15 protein-coding genes and 2 tRNA genes are annotated in these 16,286 nt (G+C 71.3%); 6 read left to right on the forward strand and 11 right to left on the reverse strand.

Annotated elements, in window-relative coordinates:
• Positions 1 to 57 precede the first annotated feature (57 nt).
• From IEY33_RS16725 to IEY33_RS16740, 4 genes are all read right to left on the reverse strand, one after another.
• Positions 58 to 1,395: a polysaccharide deacetylase family protein gene (locus tag IEY33_RS16725; protein ID WP_229671101.1), complete on the reverse strand. Its 1,338-nt coding sequence runs from the start codon at positions 1,393 to 1,395 to the stop codon at positions 58 to 60.
• A 67-nt stretch (positions 1,396 to 1,462) separates the two neighbouring features.
• A complete protein-coding gene (locus tag IEY33_RS16730) occupies positions 1,463 to 2,530 on the reverse strand; it encodes a hypothetical protein (RefSeq protein ID WP_188964434.1) in 1,068 nt (355 codons plus the stop codon).
• Positions 2,531 to 2,681: 151 nt separating this feature from the next.
• Positions 2,682 to 3,860, reverse strand: a complete 1,179-nt coding sequence (locus tag IEY33_RS16735; RefSeq protein ID WP_188964435.1) for a heparan-alpha-glucosaminide N-acetyltransferase domain-containing protein — start codon at positions 3,858 to 3,860, stop codon at positions 2,682 to 2,684.
• A gap of 184 nt (positions 3,861 to 4,044) precedes the next feature.
• The gene (locus IEY33_RS16740) at positions 4,045 to 4,608 is read right to left on the reverse strand and encodes a peptidylprolyl isomerase (protein ID WP_188964436.1); all 564 of its coding nucleotides are present in this window, start codon (positions 4,606 to 4,608) and stop codon (positions 4,045 to 4,047) included.
• 99 nt (positions 4,609 to 4,707) lie between these two features.
• Here IEY33_RS16740 and IEY33_RS16745 point away from each other — a divergent pair, with 99 nt between their 5' ends.
• Positions 4,708 to 5,679 (forward strand): DMT family transporter, encoded by a 972-nt coding sequence (locus IEY33_RS16745; RefSeq protein WP_188964437.1) that lies wholly within the window; start codon positions 4,708 to 4,710, stop codon positions 5,677 to 5,679.
• Here IEY33_RS16745 and IEY33_RS16750 read toward each other — a convergent pair.
• The 6 genes from IEY33_RS16750 to rpmI all read right to left on the reverse strand — a co-directional run bounded on the left by IEY33_RS16750 (position 5,648) and on the right by rpmI (position 9,594).
• Positions 5,648 to 6,292: a PepSY-associated TM helix domain-containing protein gene (locus tag IEY33_RS16750; RefSeq protein ID WP_229671102.1), complete on the reverse strand. Its 645-nt coding sequence runs from the start codon at positions 6,290 to 6,292 to the stop codon at positions 5,648 to 5,650. The genes IEY33_RS16745 and IEY33_RS16750 overlap by 32 nt on opposite strands.
• A 5-nt stretch (positions 6,293 to 6,297) precedes the next feature.
• Positions 6,298 to 6,915 carry a DUF2271 domain-containing protein gene (locus IEY33_RS16755; protein ID WP_188964438.1) on the reverse strand — a complete coding sequence of 206 codons (618 nt, stop codon included), beginning with the start codon at positions 6,913 to 6,915 and terminating at the stop codon, positions 6,298 to 6,300.
• Between the two features lie 92 nt (positions 6,916 to 7,007).
• Positions 7,008 to 8,030 (reverse strand): extracellular solute-binding protein, encoded by a 1,023-nt coding sequence (locus tag IEY33_RS16760; RefSeq protein WP_188964439.1) that lies wholly within the window; start codon positions 8,028 to 8,030, stop codon positions 7,008 to 7,010.
• A gap of 94 nt (positions 8,031 to 8,124) precedes the next feature.
• The gene (gene ppgK / locus IEY33_RS16765) at positions 8,125 to 8,871 is read right to left on the reverse strand and encodes a polyphosphate--glucose phosphotransferase (protein WP_188964461.1); all 747 of its coding nucleotides are present in this window, start codon (positions 8,869 to 8,871) and stop codon (positions 8,125 to 8,127) included.
• 135 nt (positions 8,872 to 9,006) lie between these two features.
• Entirely contained in the window at positions 9,007 to 9,390 is a 384-nt protein-coding gene (gene rplT, locus IEY33_RS16770; protein ID WP_188964440.1) for a 50S ribosomal protein L20, read from the reverse strand.
• 3 nt (positions 9,391 to 9,393) lie between these two features.
• Complete coding sequence (rpmI, locus tag IEY33_RS16775) at positions 9,394 to 9,594, reverse strand: 50S ribosomal protein L35 (protein WP_188964441.1); 201 nt, start codon at positions 9,592 to 9,594, stop codon at positions 9,394 to 9,396.
• A gap of 310 nt (positions 9,595 to 9,904) precedes the next feature.
• On the opposite strand from rpmI, the gene IEY33_RS16780 reads away from it, so the two are divergent.
• From IEY33_RS16780 to IEY33_RS16790, 3 genes are all read left to right on the forward strand, one after another.
• Positions 9,905 to 9,981, forward strand: a tRNA-Met gene (locus IEY33_RS16780).
• Positions 9,982 to 10,065: 84 nt separating this feature from the next.
• Complete coding sequence (ffh, locus tag IEY33_RS16785) at positions 10,066 to 11,421, forward strand: signal recognition particle protein (protein WP_188964442.1); 1,356 nt, start codon at positions 10,066 to 10,068, stop codon at positions 11,419 to 11,421.
• 54 nt (positions 11,422 to 11,475) lie between these two features.
• Positions 11,476 to 11,551, forward strand: a tRNA-Lys gene (locus IEY33_RS16790).
• Positions 11,552 to 11,596: 45 nt separating this feature from the next.
• Here the strand turns inward: IEY33_RS16790 and priA are convergent.
• Positions 11,597 to 13,915, reverse strand: coding sequence for a replication restart helicase PriA (gene priA, locus IEY33_RS16795; protein ID WP_188964443.1), 2,319 nt, complete (start codon positions 13,913 to 13,915; stop codon positions 11,597 to 11,599).
• Between the two features lie 161 nt (positions 13,916 to 14,076).
• On the opposite strand from priA, the gene thpR reads away from it, so the two are divergent.
• Together thpR and recA are read left to right on the forward strand one after the other, a co-directional pair.
• Complete coding sequence (thpR, locus tag IEY33_RS16800) at positions 14,077 to 14,868, forward strand: RNA 2',3'-cyclic phosphodiesterase (RefSeq protein ID WP_188964444.1); 792 nt, start codon at positions 14,077 to 14,079, stop codon at positions 14,866 to 14,868.
• Positions 14,861 to 15,967: a recombinase RecA gene (gene recA, locus IEY33_RS16805; protein WP_188964445.1), complete on the forward strand. Its 1,107-nt coding sequence runs from the start codon at positions 14,861 to 14,863 to the stop codon at positions 15,965 to 15,967. Before thpR ends, recA begins: the two co-directional genes overlap by 8 nt.
• Positions 15,968 to 16,286 lie beyond the last annotated feature (319 nt).

The following is a 16,286-nucleotide window of genomic DNA, read 5'->3' on the forward strand; positions in this document are numbered from 1 at the left end:
GACCGTGCGGCACACGCCACGGTCTGGGCCTCTTCCCTGTCGTCCTGTCCGGGGCGCTCAGGGCTGCGTGGTGTATGTCACGTCCACCGGGCCGAGCGCCGGGGCGGGCCGGGCGCGTGTGGGCGCTGGGCGGTGATCGTTCTGCGCGCCGGGCTTCACGAGGACGCCGACCGTGTCCAGCGTGATGTTGCGGGCGTCCGCGATCCGCAGGAACATCGGGAGGACCTGCAGCATCTCGGGCGCGTTGTCGTGCAGCAGGACCACGCCGCCGCGCCGCAGGGTGCGCGTGTAGCGTTCCAGCAGGACGTTCACGCCGGGGTTCTGGAAGTCGCCGGGATCGTCCGTCCAGAAGACGGTGGTGAGGCCCAGGCCCTCCGCCGCGCGGAGTGTGGCGGGCGTGTAGTCGCCGCCCGGAGGCCGGAAGTACCGGACGGGTTTCCCGGTGATGCCCTGCAGCGTCTGGTCGGTGAGCGTCAGTTCCTGCTTCACGTCCGCGGGCGTCAGGGGCGGCAGGCGCACGTGGTGGAAGGTGTGGTTGCCGATCTCATGCCCCTGTTCCGCCATGTCCCGGATGAAGTACGGGTACGCGCGCGCGTTGCGGCCGATCACGAAGAACGTGGCGTGCACGCCCGCGCGGCGCAGCGTGTCCAGCACCAGCGGTTCGTACATGGGGTGCGGTGCGTCGTCGAAGGTCAGTGCGGCGAGGCTCTCGCGGCTGCTGCCGTGGTACAGCAGGCCGCCCTGCACGCCGCCCAGCACCTTCGCGGTGGTGTGGTGCACGGCGTCGGCGGCCTTGTCGGCCACGGACCCCAGAAAGTTCACGGTCAGTTCCCGCACGCGGTCCGGGGCGCGAAGGGGGGGCGTGGCGGGCGTGGTGCTCACCCACGCGCGCTCGTACGTGCCCTGCCCGGCCGTCCACGCGAGGAAGTCGTTCAGGCGGTCGCGCGGCACGCTGGCCGTCAGCAGGGGCGACGGTCCGCCGAACCCGCCGTACGTGCCCTTGTCGTACACGCTGACGTCCACCTCGTCCAGCTGCGCGCGCGCGGCGAGCACGCGGCGCGCCACGGCGCCCGCCACGGCCCGCGCGCACGATTGTTCCGGCTGTTCGAGCGTCACGACGGCGCCCGCCACCTCGATGTGCCCGTTGCTGAGGTACTCGACCTTCTGCACTTCCGGCATGTTCGGGTCGAGCGTGAGCTGCGGGATGCGCGGCGCGGCCAGCGTGCCCGGCGCGACCGGCTGCACCTGCCCCGGCACGCTGGCGGGCCGGGCGGGAACACTGGCGGGCGTGACCTGCAGGGCGCGCAGGGCCGTGGGTTTCTGCACGCTCGCCTGCGCGGGCAGACTGGCGGCCAGCAGCAGGGCGAGCAGGAGGGGAGTGGGACGCACGTTCACGTTCAGCAGTCTACCGGGCCGCCTGTCGGCAGATGACCCGGCCACGCGCGGGTGACGGCTCCCCGGTTCAGGAGCCACTCCCGCCCGCCTGTTTCTTCATGGCGGCCATCACGGTCTGCATGCCGCTCGGCACGTGCCCCTGCGCGGTGTACAGCGCGTTCGCCTTCAGGTAGTCGCTGCGGGCCTGCGCCGCCAGCCCCTGGCGTTCCAGCACGTGCCCGAGCACGTACACGGCCAGCGCGTTCTGCGGGTCCTCCTGCACGGCCCGCGTGAGGTACAGCGCGCTCTGCTTCAGGCCGTCCGGGGTGGCCCTGCCGACGCCGGTGCCCATGAAGCCCCCGCGCGCCCGTTCGCCACGGTAGTAGTCGAACTGCGACTGCAGGTACGTCAGGCTGAGCGGCGCGGCGTCCTTCACGGCGAGCGTGCCGCCCGTGCCGCTCAGCGTGTACCGGCCGATGGTGTCGTCTGCCGCGTATGTGGGCTTCACGAAGCGGTACCCCTGCGCCGTGCGTACCAGCAGGCCCTGGTGATGCACGAACGGCGTGGGGTCGGACGCGTCCACCAGCAGGTCCTGCCCGCTGCTCAGGCGGACGGTCGCGACGACGTGACCGAGGTTGCTCTGCTGCCCCTGCGGGTTCGCCCACACCATCACGGCGCCCGCCTGCATGCCCGCGCGCTGCAGCAGGCCCGCGATGATGAACGACTGCGCGAGGCACTGCCGCTGCCCGCTGCCCGCCACGTTCGCCAGTTCGTACCCGCGCTCCAGGCTGAATTTCGGGACGGCCTTCTTCACGAAGCGGTGTGCCCAGGAGGCCGTGTCGCGCTCCAGCTGAACGCGCGCGTCGCCTTTCGCGGCGCGCAGTTCGGCCGCGCGGGCGTCCAGCGCGGCCGTGAGCGTGTCGCCTGCGCCGAGCTTCACGCCCGCGCCCTTGTACGCGCCTGCCAGCCAGTCCTCGAAGGTGCCCTGCAGGCCGACCGTGCGGTACGACGTGCGCGCCACGTCCGCGAAGGCGGGGCCGCCGTACCGCAGGTCCGGTCCGACCTGCGCGGACGGGGCAGGGGAAGAGGACGCCGCCTGGACGCTCAGCAGGGCGGTGAGGATCAGCGGAACGGCAGTGATGACTCTGAACTTCACGGCATACCTCCCGGACGCCCGCGCGGCGGGCCGTCCCTGTACCGGCAGGCTAGGACGGGCAGGTAAAGGGACGGTAAGCCGCGCATGCAGGTTCATACGCAACAGCACGGCGCCCCACCGTGCAGCTCCCGCACGTCACACCTTCCCCGCGTCACAGCTTCCAGGTCCAGCCGCGCCGAGCGAGCGCCCACAGCACCACCCACACCGCCGCGATGTAGCCCAGGGTGTACAGCCACCCGCCTCCCCACACGCCGAAGTGCGAGCGCGCCAGGGACAGCAGCGCGTCCCGGATCGGCATGGCCTTCCCGGCCCACGTCACGTTCCAGTCCATCAGCACCCACACCTTGAACAGGATGGGCGCCACGTACGCGAACAGCGAGTTGCGGCCCGGCACGGTCAGCGGCGACAGCAGCCGCGTGCCCACGCCCGCCCAGCGGCCCCCGCCGTCCGCGAGCAGCCAGAACGCCAGCATCCCGAGCGTCGCGAGGCCCGCCGTGTACACCACGTAACTCGGCGTCCACACGGCCTTGTTGAACTCCAGGTGCTGCGCCCACAGCCACCCGCACGCCGTCATCACGCTCCCGGCCGTCAGCAGCAGCAGCGGGGCGGCCCGGCTGCGGTCCCGGAGCGGCTGCGCGACCACGCTGCCCAGCAGCACGAGCGCCGTGGTCGGCACGACCGAGATCAGGCCCCGCAGGCCCCACGGGCCGAGCAGCACGTCGTTCAGGACCTTCACGGGGTTCGCGTCCGGCGTGAACACGCCCGCCTGCCCGCCCACCGGGAACACGTTCAGGAACACGTCGTACCCCACGAGCAGCGCGGCCGCGACCGCCACGCGCCACCACACCCCGAGCAGGCTGATCACGCCGCCCGTGAAGCTCGCCAGCGCGATCAGCTGCAGCACGCCCAGCCCCAGCGTGAAGGTGTGCTCGGCGGCGCTCGTGACGACGCAGCCCACCAGGTACAGCAGCACCGTGCGTCCCGCGAGCTTGCGCACGAGCCGCGCGCCGCTCAGCCCGGACCGCTGCGCGGCCGCCAGCGAGAACGGCAGGGCCGCGCCCGCGCAGAACAGGAACCACGGGAACACCAGGTCCGTGAGCGTCAGTCCGGCCCCCCACGGCGCGTGCTGCAGCTGCCGGGGCGTCAGGGTGTCGAGCGCGACGTTGTTCACGAGCAGCATCAGCAGGATCGTCAGGCCGCGCCACGCGTCCAGCGCCGACAGCCGCGCCACGCGCACGGCCGTTCCCTGCGGCGTCACGGTGAGCGCCGGGTCGGGCGTGGCCGCGCCGGGGGGAACGGGGGAGCCCGGTGAGGGCGCAGGGGAAGGCATGGGCACGCTCATGCCCCAGCGTCGCGCCACGTCATGACACACCGGTATAACCCACCTTCAGGGAACGCTGAGACGCGGCCCGGCACCCCAGGCACGACAGAAGCGGACAGGGCGGGGAAGAGGAGACGCCGCTCCACCTTCCCCGCCCTGCCCGTGCCCGGCCGTCCTGGCCGGGGCTCAGTGCTTACTTCTCGACGACGTACGCCTTCTCGATCACGTCGGGCGTGCCGGGGTAACCGGGGTTGATGCGCGTGATGCGGTCCAGCACGTCCTGACCTTCAATGACGCGGCCGAACACGGTGTGGCGCCCGTCGAGGTGCGGGGTGGGCACGAAGGTGATGAAGATCTGGCTGCCGTTGGTGTTCGGGCCGGCGTTCGCCATGCTGAGCACGCCCTTGCGGTCGTGACGCTTGCTCGTCACCTCGTCCTCGAAGCGGTAGCCGGGGCCGCCACGGCCGGTGCCGGTCGGGTCGCCCGTCTGCGCCATGAAGTCCTCCAGCACGCGGTGGAAGACGATGCCGTCGTAGTAGTGGTGGCGCAGCAGGTACACGAAGTTGTTGACCGTGACGGGCACCTCGTCGGCGTCCAGTTCGACGACCAGGCGGCCCTTGCTGGTCTCCAGCACCGCGAGGTACTGCTTGCCGGGCTCGATGCCGTCACCGAGTTCCGGCGCTTTCGGGAACTCGGTCACGCGCGCGCTCGTGAGTTCGGGCGTCAGGGTGTAACCGTCGGGGATGTAGGTATCCATACCCGTATTGTAGTGTGCCCACTGCGGGACACCCGCCACTTCGCGCGGCGCGCCCGCCGGGAGAGGACCGTGCGCCGCGCCTGCCGGTATAGTTCCTGGATGGTCCGTTCGCCCGCCCACCGTCGTCACGCGCTGGGGATCGCGCTGCTGCTCATTGTCACGACCGTCTGGGGGAGCACCTTCGCGGTCGTCAAGAACGCCACGGACGCCCTGCATCCCGCCACCCTGATCCTGTGGCGGTTCCTGGTGGGGACCGTGTGCCTGCTGCCGCTGTTCCTGTGGCGCGGCGCGGCTGGGGGGGGCGCGCCCGTCACGTCCGGCACGGCGGGCAGGCCGCGCCGACTGTGGCTGGACGGCCTGACGCTCGGCGCGTGGCTGATCGCCGGGTACGGCACGCAGACCATCGCGCTCGCCACCACGAGTGCGAACCGCGCGGCGTTCATCACGGCGCTCAGCGTGGTGCTCGTGCCGCTGTGGCAGGGGCTGGTGGCGCGCCGCCGCCTGCCCGCGCCGCTGTGGGTGGCGGTGCTGCTGGCCGTGGCGGGCCTGGCCCTGCTGAGCTGGGAGGGGGGCGCGCTGGTGTCGGGGGACGTGTGGGCGCTCGCGTGCGCCGTGACGTACGCGGGCTTCATCCTGAGTCTGGAGGGCACGTCGCGGCATCACGCGGCCCTGCCGTTCACGCTGGTGCAGCTGGCGTGGGTGACGCTGCTGGCGCTGGCGTGGGCGCTGCTGGCGGGCGCGCCGCTGCTGCCCGCGCCGGGCAGCTGGGGGCCGCTGCTGTACCTGGGGGCGGCCGCGACCGCCGTGACGACGCTGCTGCAGACGCTGGGGCAGCGCTGGGTGAGTGCGGCGGAGGCGAGCGTGATCTACGCGCTGGAGCCGGTGAGTGCCAGCATCTTCAGTTATTTCCTGCTGGGCGAGCGCGTGTTCCTGCGGGGCCTGCTGGGCGGCGCGATGGTGGTGGGCGCGACGGTCCTCAGTCAGTTCGGCGTGCCCCCGGTGCCGCAGGACGCACTCCCGGAGGGTGAGGGCGGGGACGCTAGCGGGTCAGGGACGCGAGCAGCACGCTGACGGCCGCGCCGCCCGCCAGGGTCAGCAGGGCCGGACGCCTGTACTTCTTCAGGTACAGCAGGATGCCGAGCCCGCTGAGCGACACCAGCAGCAGGAACACGCCGGACGCGTCGATCAGCCACGGCCACGCGCGTCCCGCGTCGCGGCCCCGGTGCAGGTCCCCGATCACGGCGAGCAGGCCGTCCGACTGTGCCGTGAGGTCGTAGCGGCCGTCCGGGCCGATCACGATGTCGGCGTGGTAGCCGGGCGCGCGGAAGCTGACGCTGGCCTCGCTCCCGTCCGCGCGGGCGTCGCTGGCGCGGCCGGACAGGTGATGCGTGGCCCGCAGGTACTCCGACACCCTGAACCAGTCGGGGTGCGCGGCACCTCCCCACCCGGCGGGCAGCGTGCCGTGCGCCTGCACGGTGCGGGACGGACTGACGGGCAGCCAGCCGGGGTGGTTGACGAGGATGCCGCTCAGCGCGAAGAACAGCGTGAGCATCAGCGACAGCATCGAGGTGTACACGTGCAGGGACCGCAGGGCCAGCTGCACGCGGACCTTCAGTGGCCGCTGCGCCGCCGGGCGGGCCGGGGCGGGCCGCGCGGACGCGGGGCGGGGGGGGAGGGTCGTCACGCGCTTCAGTTCCGGCGGCGCAGTTCGGCGGTCACGTCCGTCAGTTCGCCGTCGCTGTCCACGGCGATGCGGAAGGGCGACGCGCCGATCGTGAGCGGCTGCCGCACCCGGCCGTAGGGGCCGTCCTCGCGCGCCATCTCCAGGCACAGCACGTAGTTGCCCTGCGGGACCGGCTGGTGCCGGTCGCTCCGGCCGTCCCAGGTGACGGTGTAGTTCCCGGCGAGGCGGGTGGGGCTGCTGACGGTCGAGACGAGGTCGGTGCTGTCGGTCGCGCGGCGCTTCTGCTCGCCGCGCCACCAGCGGCGCAGTTCCGCGAGGTACTTCTGCTTGCCGGGCGCGCTGCTCGCCCACAGGCTGAGGGTGCGGACGGGCGTGCCGCGCTCGTCCTCGATCCACACGGCCGCGTAGGGTCGGTTGTACCGCCCGCCGGGCGCCCGGAAGCTGAAGTTCACCGCGAGTTCCAGGCCGTCCGCCCAGGGCAAGGGGCGGGCGGGCGCGGCGCTCTGGGCGAGCAGGGGGGGCGCGACGCGGGACGCGACGGCGAGCGTGAGGGCGGCGCGGCCCAGTCGGGCGAGCAGGGTGCGGCGGGTGTGGAGGGTGTGGAGGGTGCGGTCGTGCGTCATCTGAACCTCTGTGCGGGCGTGGGGAAGAAGTGGTGGTGGCGGGCGGCCGGGCCTGGCGTCGCGGCTGGCGTGGTCGGCAGGTCTGGGGGCGCTCAGAGCAGGTCGAGGTCTTCGAGCAGCTGCACGGCGTCCGGGAGCCGCTCGGCGATCTGGGCGGGCGTGACGGGGGGCGCGGCGTTCCACACGTCCCTGAAGGTGTTCAGGGTGGTGGGCTGCGCGGTGGCGCTGACCGGGTACTCGAAGTTCAGGCTGAGCATGAAGGCCTGCGCGTCCGGGCGGGTGATGGTGCCGAGGAAACGCAGGGCATTCGTGCGGTGCGCGCTGCCGCGCAGCAGGCCGAGGGCGCTCTGGTCCTGCAGGTTGCCGTCGTCGCCGGGGCGCAGCGCGGCGGCCGCGACCTTGAAGCCCGCGCGGCGCACGCGCTGCACGAAGGTGTGCGTGGTGAGGGCGGCGTCCAGGTCGCCCCGGTCGAGGGCCTGCATGAGGCCCATGTTCTCGGTGCCGTAGTCGCGGGGGTGCAGGGCCTTCATGCCGGTCAGCCACGCGCGGGCGGCGTCGTCGCCGTGCAGGGCGATCAGGGTCGCCACGAACTGCTGGAAGGCGGGGTCGGCGACGGCCCAGCCGACGCGGCCCTGCAGCGCCGTGACGCGCGGCAGGTCGAGGATGCTGGCGGGCAGCGTCTTCGGGTCGAGGCGTTCGCTGCTGTACGCGAGGACGCGGGTCCGGAGGTTGGTGGGCAGCCAGCGGTCCCCGCCGCTGCGCAGCGAGGCGCTGACCCGGCCGAGCAGCGTGGCAGGCAGCGGGATGAGCCCCTGGCGGGCCGCGAGCGTCTGCATCGGTTGCAGGGTGTTGCCCCAGTACAGGTCCGCGCCGCGCGGGAGGCTGCCGAGCAGGTCGGCGTCGCTGCCGTACGTGACCTGCACGCGCAGGCCCGTGCGTGCCTGGAAGTCGTTCACGAGCGGCTCCACGCTGCCCCGGGCGCGGCTGGCGTACACGGTGAGGTCCGGGGCGGGCGGGGTGCTCTGCGCCTGGGTTTGTGGCTGGGTCTGGGCGTGGGCCTGTGGGAGAGTGAGGGCGGCGAGCAGGAGGGTGCCCATGAGGCGTCTGGCATTCACATGAGGAATCCTAAGTAAGCAGCTAGGATTTGTCAAATATCGGGCAGCAGAACGGGGCCACCCGACATGGGCGGCCCCGCAGGCCCCGCGGACCTCAGCCCCGGCGTTCGCTCGCCATCAGCGCCGCCCCCACGATGCCCGCCTCGTTCTGCAGGCCCGCGGGCTTCACCGGCGTCTTCACCTTCAGGTACTCCTGCCACTTGTCGGCCTTCTTGCTCAGCCCACCCCCGATGATGAACAGGTCCGGGCTGAACAGCCGCTCCAGGTACTCCAGGTACTCGGTGGCGCGCTTCGCCCACTGCTTCCAGCTGAGGTCCTCGCGGTCCTTCGCGGCCCCCGACGCCCACGGCTCCACCTCGCGCCCGTTCAGCTCGATGTGCCCCAGTTCGGTGTTCGGCACGAGCACCCCGTTGTACATCAGGGCACTCCCGATGCCTGTCCCGAAGGTCAGCATCATCACCACGCCCGGCACGCCCGCCCCCGCCCCGAACCGCGCCTCGGCCAGCCCGGCCGCGTCCGCATCGTTCAGCAGCGTGACGGGGCGGCCCACCGCGCGACTGAAGCGGTCGTCGGCGTCCAGCCCGATCCAGCCCTTGTCGACGTTCGCGGCCGACAGCGTCACGCCGCCCCGCACGATGCCCGGGAACGTCACCCCGATCGGGCCGCTCGTGTCGGGGAACACGCCCGCCAGCTCCGCCACCACGGCCGTCACGTCCTCGGGCCGCGCGCCTTCCGGCGTGGGAATCCGCACGCGTTCCGCGAGCAGCGTCCCGGTCCTCAGGTCCACCGGCGCGCCCTTGATGCCGCTCCCGCCGATATCGATGCCCAGCACCCCGCTCACCTGCGCCTGCGCGCCTGCCGTCGCCTTCTTCGTCATGCCTGACAGCGTATCAGCTGCGCGCCGCGCCGCCCCCGGCACACCAGACATGAGAAGTGCCCCCGCAGACACGCTGCGGGGGCACTTCAGGGACCGGGTTCAGGCGCTCTTGCGGGCGTCCTGGGCGGCGGTATGGGCGGTCTTGGCGCTCGCCACGAGCACCGCGAACGCTTCGGGCTCACGGGCGGCGATGTCGGCCAGCACCTTGCGGTTCAGGTCGATGCCCGCGCCCTTCAGGCCGGCGATGAAGGTGCTGTAGCTCATGCCGTGCAGACGCGCACCGGCGTTGATGCGCTGGATCCACAGGCGGCGGAAGTCACGCTTCTTGTTGCGGCGATCGCGGTACTCGTAGGTCGCCGCGTTCAGCAGGGTCTGGAAGGCGTTCTTGTACTGCTTGCTGCGCGAGCCCCAGAAGCCCTTGGCCTGCTTGAGGGTCTTCTTGTGACGGCGACGGCGGACAACTCCGGTCTTGACGCGTGGCATAGATCAGTTCCCCTTCGGCAGTGCGAGTTTCATACGGGCCCATTCGCTCTTGGCCAGCACGAAGCCTCTGCCTTTACCACGAATCTCATCGCCGCTCTTGCCGGTGTTCTGGTGGCGTTTACCGCTCTTGAACGCCATGACTTTGCCGGTCGCCGTGATCTTCACGCGGCGCACGACACTCTTCTTGGTCTTCATCTTAGGCATGAATCTCCCGAGCCCGGCGAAGCGCCGCCCACAGGGGGCAGGCTGCCGTCTGGGAACGTGGGCCGTCTCTCGCTGGAGACTGTTGGCCGCCCCGTCCCACTTGGCCGACTTGAAAGTATACAGGCCCCCCACCGCCCATACAAGAGGCGCGGCGCACCCGCCCCACCCCTCACCGACGCGAACCGCACCCAAACGTGCACACGCTCACCTTGACGACCCGGGAAGGCAGTGCTACTATTCCTGAGCGCCTGAAATTGCTCAGGCCGAAACCGGAAAAAGCGCGTGCAAGCCGCACAAAACCGGAAGGTAACGCAGGGTAGAGCAGTCTGGTAGCTCGTCGGGCTCATAACCCGGAGGTCGCAGGTTCAAATCCTGTCCCTGCAACCAAAAAGCACCCCCATCCACGTGATGGGGGTGCTTCGTTTGACGCTCCACCTTTACGCCCAACACCGCGTGCTAGCCTGACCCATTATGTTCGAGACCCTTGGGAACAGGCTTCAAGACATCCTGGAGCGGCTGAAACGCGAAAGCAAACTCACCGAAGCCCAGGTCAAGGCCGCCATGCGCGAGATCCGCATGGCCCTGCTGGAGGCCGACGTCAACTTCACGGTCGCCCGCGACTTCGTGGCCCGCGTCAGCGAGAAAGCCGTCGGCGCCGAAGTGCTCGGCAGCCTCACCGCCGGACAGCAGGTCGTGAAAGTCGTCCACGACGAACTCATCGAAACCCTCGGCGGCAAAGCCACCCAGCCCACCCTGAAGAACGAAGGCAACATCATCTTCATGGTCGGCCTGCAGGGCGCCGGCAAGACCACCAGCACCGGCAAACTCGCCAAGTACTACAAGGACAAAGGCCGCCGCGTCCTCCTCATCGCCGCCGACACCCAGCGCCCCGCCGCGCGCGACCAGCTGCGCGTCCTCGGCGCGCAGGTCGGCGTGCCCGTCCTCGAAGTCGCCAACAACGAAACGCCCGCCCAGACCGCCGAACGCCTCCGCGAACACCAGCGCGGCGACTTCCGCGACCTCGTGATCGTCGACACCGCAGGCCGCCTCCAGATCGACGAGACCCTCATGGACGCCCTCGCCGACCTCAAAACCGCCCTGCAGCCCACCGAGACGCTCCTCGTCGTGGACGCCATGACCGGCCAGGAAGCCCTCAACGTCGCCCGGACCTTCGACGAACGCGTCAGCCTCTCCGGCCTCATCATCACCAAGATGGACGGCGACGCGCGCGGCGGCGCCGCCCTCAGCGCCCGCTTCGTCACCGGCAAACCCATCTACTTCGCCGGCACCAGCGAAAAACTCACCGGCCTCGAACCCTTCTACCCCGACCGGGTCGCCGGACGCATCCTCGGCATGGGCGACGTCCTCGGCCTCATCGAACGCGCCCAGCAGGCCGACCTCGCCCAGATGGACATGAAGAAGGCCGGCGAGTTCGACCTCGAAGACCTCCTCAACCAGCTCCGCCAGATCCGCAAGATGGGCCCCCTCGGCGACCTGATCAAACTCATCCCCGGCATGAGCCGCGCCCTCCCCGAAGGCTTCAACGTCGACGAACACCAGATCCAGAAGATCGACGCGCTCATCTCCAGCATGACCCTCAAAGAACGCCGCAACCCCACCATCCTCAACGCCTCACGCCGCAAACGCATCGCCGCCGGCTCCGGCAGCAGCGTCCAGGAAGTCAACCGCCTCATCAAAATGCACGAACAGATGAAAGGCATGATGAAAATGCTCCAGGGCATGCAGGGCGGCCTCGGCGGCAAAGGCGGCAAGATGCCCCGCCTCCCCCAGATGCCCCCCGGCCTCGGCGGCACCCCCCGCAAATAAACACCTTGACGTCCCGCGCCCCGCTCCCTATACTTGCTGGCGCTCCGCAACCGCGGGACGTTAGCTCAATCGGTAGAGCAGCTGACTTTTAATCAGCGGGTTGTAGGTTCAAGTCCTACACGTCCCACCATCTTCACCCCCGTCTTCTGGCGGGGGTGTCGTCGTGTGTGGGGTGTCAGCCGAGGCCGCGTGGGCTGATGTCGACGCGGACGCGGGCGGCGAAGCGGCGGTCGAGGGCGCTGAGGAGTTCGTCGAGTCGGGTTTCGTTGCGGGTGCGGAGCAGCAGCTGGTGCGGGTACGTGCCGCGCACGCGGGCGAGGGGGCTGGGGGCGGGGCCGAGGACTTCGTGCGTGGTGGCGCCCGCGCCGTGGAGGGTGTCGGCGACGTCCTGTGCGGCGATGGCGGCGCGTTGCTGGTCGCGGGCGCTGATTTCGATGTACGTCAGGAGGCGGTGGGGGGGGTAGCCGAGGTCTTCGCGGGCGCGGACTTCGAGGGCCGGGTAGTACGCGGCGTCCTGTCCGGCCTGCAGGCAGCTGAGGGCGGGGTGGGTGGGCTGGAAGGTCTGCACGACGGTGAGGGGGGCGCGGGCGGGGTGCCAGGCGACGAGTTGCCGCAGCAGGCGGTGGTAGCGTTCTCCGGCGCGGAAGTCGGAGATGTTGAGCCAGGTGTCGGCGAGCGTCACGCCGATCAGGGCGAGGTCGGGGGGCGCGTCGAGGGACAGGAGGGCCTGCGTGCCGACCACGACGCCGCTCTCGCCGCGCTGGATGGCGCTCAGGTCGTCCTGCTGGTCGCGGTCGTGGCGGTAGACGGGCATGCCGGGAAGGAGTTTGCGGACTTCCTGCACGATCCATTCGGTGCCGGGGCCGCGGGCCTGCCACATGGGGTCGCCGCATTCGTCGCAGCGGTCGGGGATGGCGGTTTCGTGGCCGCACTGGTGGCAGTGCAGGGCGCGGCGTTCCTGGTGGAAGCGCAGGGGCACGTCGCAGTTGGGGCAGCCGGGCGTGTGCTGGCAGGACGAGCAGCGCAGCAGGGCGGAGTACCCGCGCCGGGGGGCGAGCAGGACGGCCTGTCGGCCGCGTTCCTGCACCTGCCGCAGGACGCGGGCGAGGTCGTGGGAGAGGGGGTAGCCGAGGTCGCCGGGTTTCAGGTGGGGGCTGCTGAGCGGCCCGAGCTGCGGCTGTTCGGGCGGGGCGCTGTAGTCGACGACGTGCAGCCGCATGGCGGGCGGGGGGAGGACTTCGCCGGGGTGGGTGAGGGTTTCGGCGGCGGGCACGCAGCCGAGGATGGCGAGGGGCGTGACGGGGTGGGCGGCGGCGAGGCGCGTGACGAGTTCCGGGATGAAGGCGCGCGAGCCGCTCAGGAGTTTGTGGGCGTCGCTGGCCTCTTCGAGCAGGACGATCAGGCCGAGGTCCGGGTGGGGCGCGCCGAGCGCGAGGGCGCTGCCGACGATCAGGCCCGCTTCGCCGCTGCGGATGAGGTTCCAGGCGTGTTCGCGCTGGGCGGCGTTCAGGGTGCCGCTGAAGCACACGGCGCGCGTGCCTTCGGCGTGCGCGAGGGGCGAGAGGTCGTCCCAGGCGTGCCGGAGGGTGGCGGCGTCGGGCGCGAGGACGAGCACGCCGCGCCCGAGGGACAGCAGGCGGCGCACGCGTGGCGCGAGGCGCGCGTGGCGTTCGGCGCTGCGGCCGCCGTGCAGTCGCCAGACGGGTTCCTGCGGGAGGGTGTCGGGGAGGGGGCGTGGGGGGCGCGTGGCGGGGGCGGGCAGGTCGGGTGGCGCTGCGGGCTGCTGGACGCTGGCGGCCCAGCCGCGCGCGAGGACCTGCGCGACGACGCTGGCGCTGACGCCCGCGCGGGTCGCCCATTCGCCCTGTCCGCCGAGCGGGCCGTGGTCGTGCAGGGTCTGCCACGCGTCCTGCTGGCGGCGGGTGAGGGCCTGTCGTCCTGCCGTGAGGGCGACGTAGCCGGTGGTGGTGCGCGGGGCGGGCGTGAAGCGTTCGTCGAGCAGGCCCTGTTCGCGGATGGCGTCCAGCAGGGGCGCGCCGAAGGTGCTGGCGTCCGTCCAGTCGGGGCCGGGCGTGCGCGGTCCGAAGAGGGTCAGGTCGCTGCCCGGTACGGCGCGCGCCTCGTGGTGCGTGCGGGCTTCCCAGCCGACGCCGAGCAGGTCCGAGAACAGCAGGCCGAGCGGCGTTCGGGCCAGCCTGGACAGGCCGCACAGCGCCGTGACGAAGGCGGGGTTGACCCAGGGGGTGTCGTCGAGGACGTGCACGGTTTCGCGCAGGCGGTGCGTGCCGCGCGCCTCGGCGGGGCCGATCACGATGCCGACCGTGAGTTCGCCGCGCCACGGGACGAGCACGCGGTGCCCGACGGGAGGGCTGGCGTGCGGGTGGCCGTGTGGCGGCAGGAAGTCGTAGGCGGGGACGGGGAGCGGGAGGGCCACCTGCCAGGGGTGCGGCGCGCCGGGTGGCGGGGCGGGGTGAGGGGGCGGCGGGGCGGACATGCCGGGTCAGTATGCCGTGGGGGTGCCCTGCGGAAGGTGACGCCCGGGGTGCGGCGGGGGAGGCGGGTGTGGTGGGGGGTGGGCGCTCGCATCGGTTTCGGTTATCGGGTATACTCTGCCCGGATGGTTACGTTAAGAGCAGAACAATTCGGGGCAGCGGCATGACCCGCTCCCAGACAGGCAGGCAGGCGGGCCGCAAGCCTGCCCCCACCGCCGGAGGCCGGGCCGACAGCGGTCAGCCCGGCAGCGGTGCGGCCAGCGCAGGAGCCGGAAAGGGCCAGGGCAGCAAGAGCAAGGGCGGCAAGGGCGCAGGCGGCAGCACCCAGGGCCGCCCCGCCGCGCCCGCCCGTGAACGCACCCTGCGGCTGTTCTTCGGCCTGAAACTCCCCGAGACGACCAGCCAGGACCTCGTGGCCGCGCAGGCGAAACTCACCAGCAACTGGCGGCGCGTCGACCCCGACCAGCTGCACGTCACGCTCGCGTACCTGCCCGGCGTGCCGGAAGGCAAGGTCGCCGCCCTGCGCGACCTCGGAAAACGCCTCGCCGCCGAGGCCGCCCCCATGACGCTGCGCCTGCGCGGCACCGGCTACCACCCCAACGTCGGCACGCCCCGCGTGTGGTTCGTGAAGGTCGAAGGCGACGGACTCAGCGAACTCGCCGCGCGCCTCGCCGCCGAACTGGACGCGCTCGGCTTTCCCGTCGAGGGGAAATTCCAGCCGCACGTCACCCTGGCCCGCAAGAAAGGCCCCGCCCCGCGCCTCCCGCCCCTCACGTTCACGCAGGACTGGTCCGCCACGCAGATGCACCTCATCCACACCTTCCTGCCGCGCGACAAGACCGGCCCCATCTACGACACCGTGAGCCGCTTCCCCCTCACCGGCAGCGCCCCACTCCCCGCCCCCACCCCCACCGCGACGACGGCGCAGCTCCCCCAGGAGGACGACCATGGATAAACCCGGCAAGCAGGACAAGAACGACAAGGGGAGCGCGAACGCCAGCGAAGGCACCGCCGCCCAGCGCAGCAAGGCCATCGAGACGGCCATGAGCCAGATCGAGAAGCAGTTCGGCAAGGGCGCCATCATGAAACTCGGCGCGGAAAGCAAGCTCGACGTGCAGACCATCAGCACCGGCAGCCTCAGCCTCGACCTCGCGCTCGGCGTGGGCGGCGTCCCCAAGGGCCGCATCACCGAAGTGTACGGCCCCGAATCCGGCGGCAAGACCACCCTGGCCCTCAGCATCATCGCGCAGAGCCAGCGGGCGGGCGGCACCGCCGCCTTCATCGACGCCGAACACGCCCTCGACCCGGTGTACGCCAGAGCGCTCGGCGTCAACACCGACGACCTGCTCGTGTCGCAGCCGGACAACGGCGAGCAGGCACTCGAGATCATGGAGCTCCTCGTGCGTTCCGGCGCGGTGGACATCGTGGTGGTGGACAGCGTCGCGGCCCTCACGCCGCGCGCCGAGATCGAGGGCGAGATGGGCGACAGCCTGCCCGGCCTGCAGGCCCGCCTGATGAGCCAGGCGCTCCGCAAACTGACGGGCGTGCTCTCCAAGACGAACACCGCCGCCATCTTCATCAACCAGGTGCGCGAGAAGATCGGCGTGATGTACGGCAACCCCGAGACCACGACGGGCGGCAAGGCCCTGAAGTTCTACGCCACCATGCGCCTCGACGTGCGCCGCATCGGGCAGCCCGTCAAGACCGGCAACGACTCGGTCGGCACCACCGTCAAGATCAAGGTCGTGAAGAACAAGGTCGCGCCGCCCTTCAAGGAAGTCGAACTGACCCTGCTGTTCGGCAAGGGCTTCGACCAGCTGTCGGACCTCGTGACGCTCGCCGCCGACATGGAGATCATCCGCAAGGCCGGCAGCTTCTACAGCTACGGCGACGACCGCATCGGGCAGGGCAAGGACAAGGCCATCGCGTACATCGCGGAACGCCCCGCCATGGAGCAGGAGATCCGCGAGCGCGTCCTGGCCGCCATCAAGTCCGGCAACCTCGCGCCCGACGGCGCCGCCCGCCCCGTCGAGGCGCTCGCCGACGCGAACTGAGCCGGATTCCGGTCCACCACCTGAGACCAGACTGAGCTGAACTTCTGGCGTTCAGCCGAGCGAAGCGGGCACCAACAGACACGGTCTGGAGGAGATGGAGAGGCTGCCGGAACCAGCACCGGCAGCCCCGGAACCGGATCAGAACCGTACGACCTGACGGTCCACCCGCGCTGACGGAATTCGGCCCTTCCCGCCGCGCGTGCTGTCCCGGACGTGCCCGGTCTCACCCCGCGTGAGGCCGGGCACGGTTCGTTCTGCCGTTCCGCCGCCCGTCCGGACGCGCGGGGCGCGGTGGGGCTAGACTGCAGGCCGTTCCGCC

Origin of the sequence: Deinococcus aquiradiocola (assembly GCF_014646915.1) — a bacterium.
Lineage (GTDB): Bacteria > Deinococcota > Deinococci > Deinococcales > Deinococcaceae > Deinococcus > Deinococcus aquiradiocola.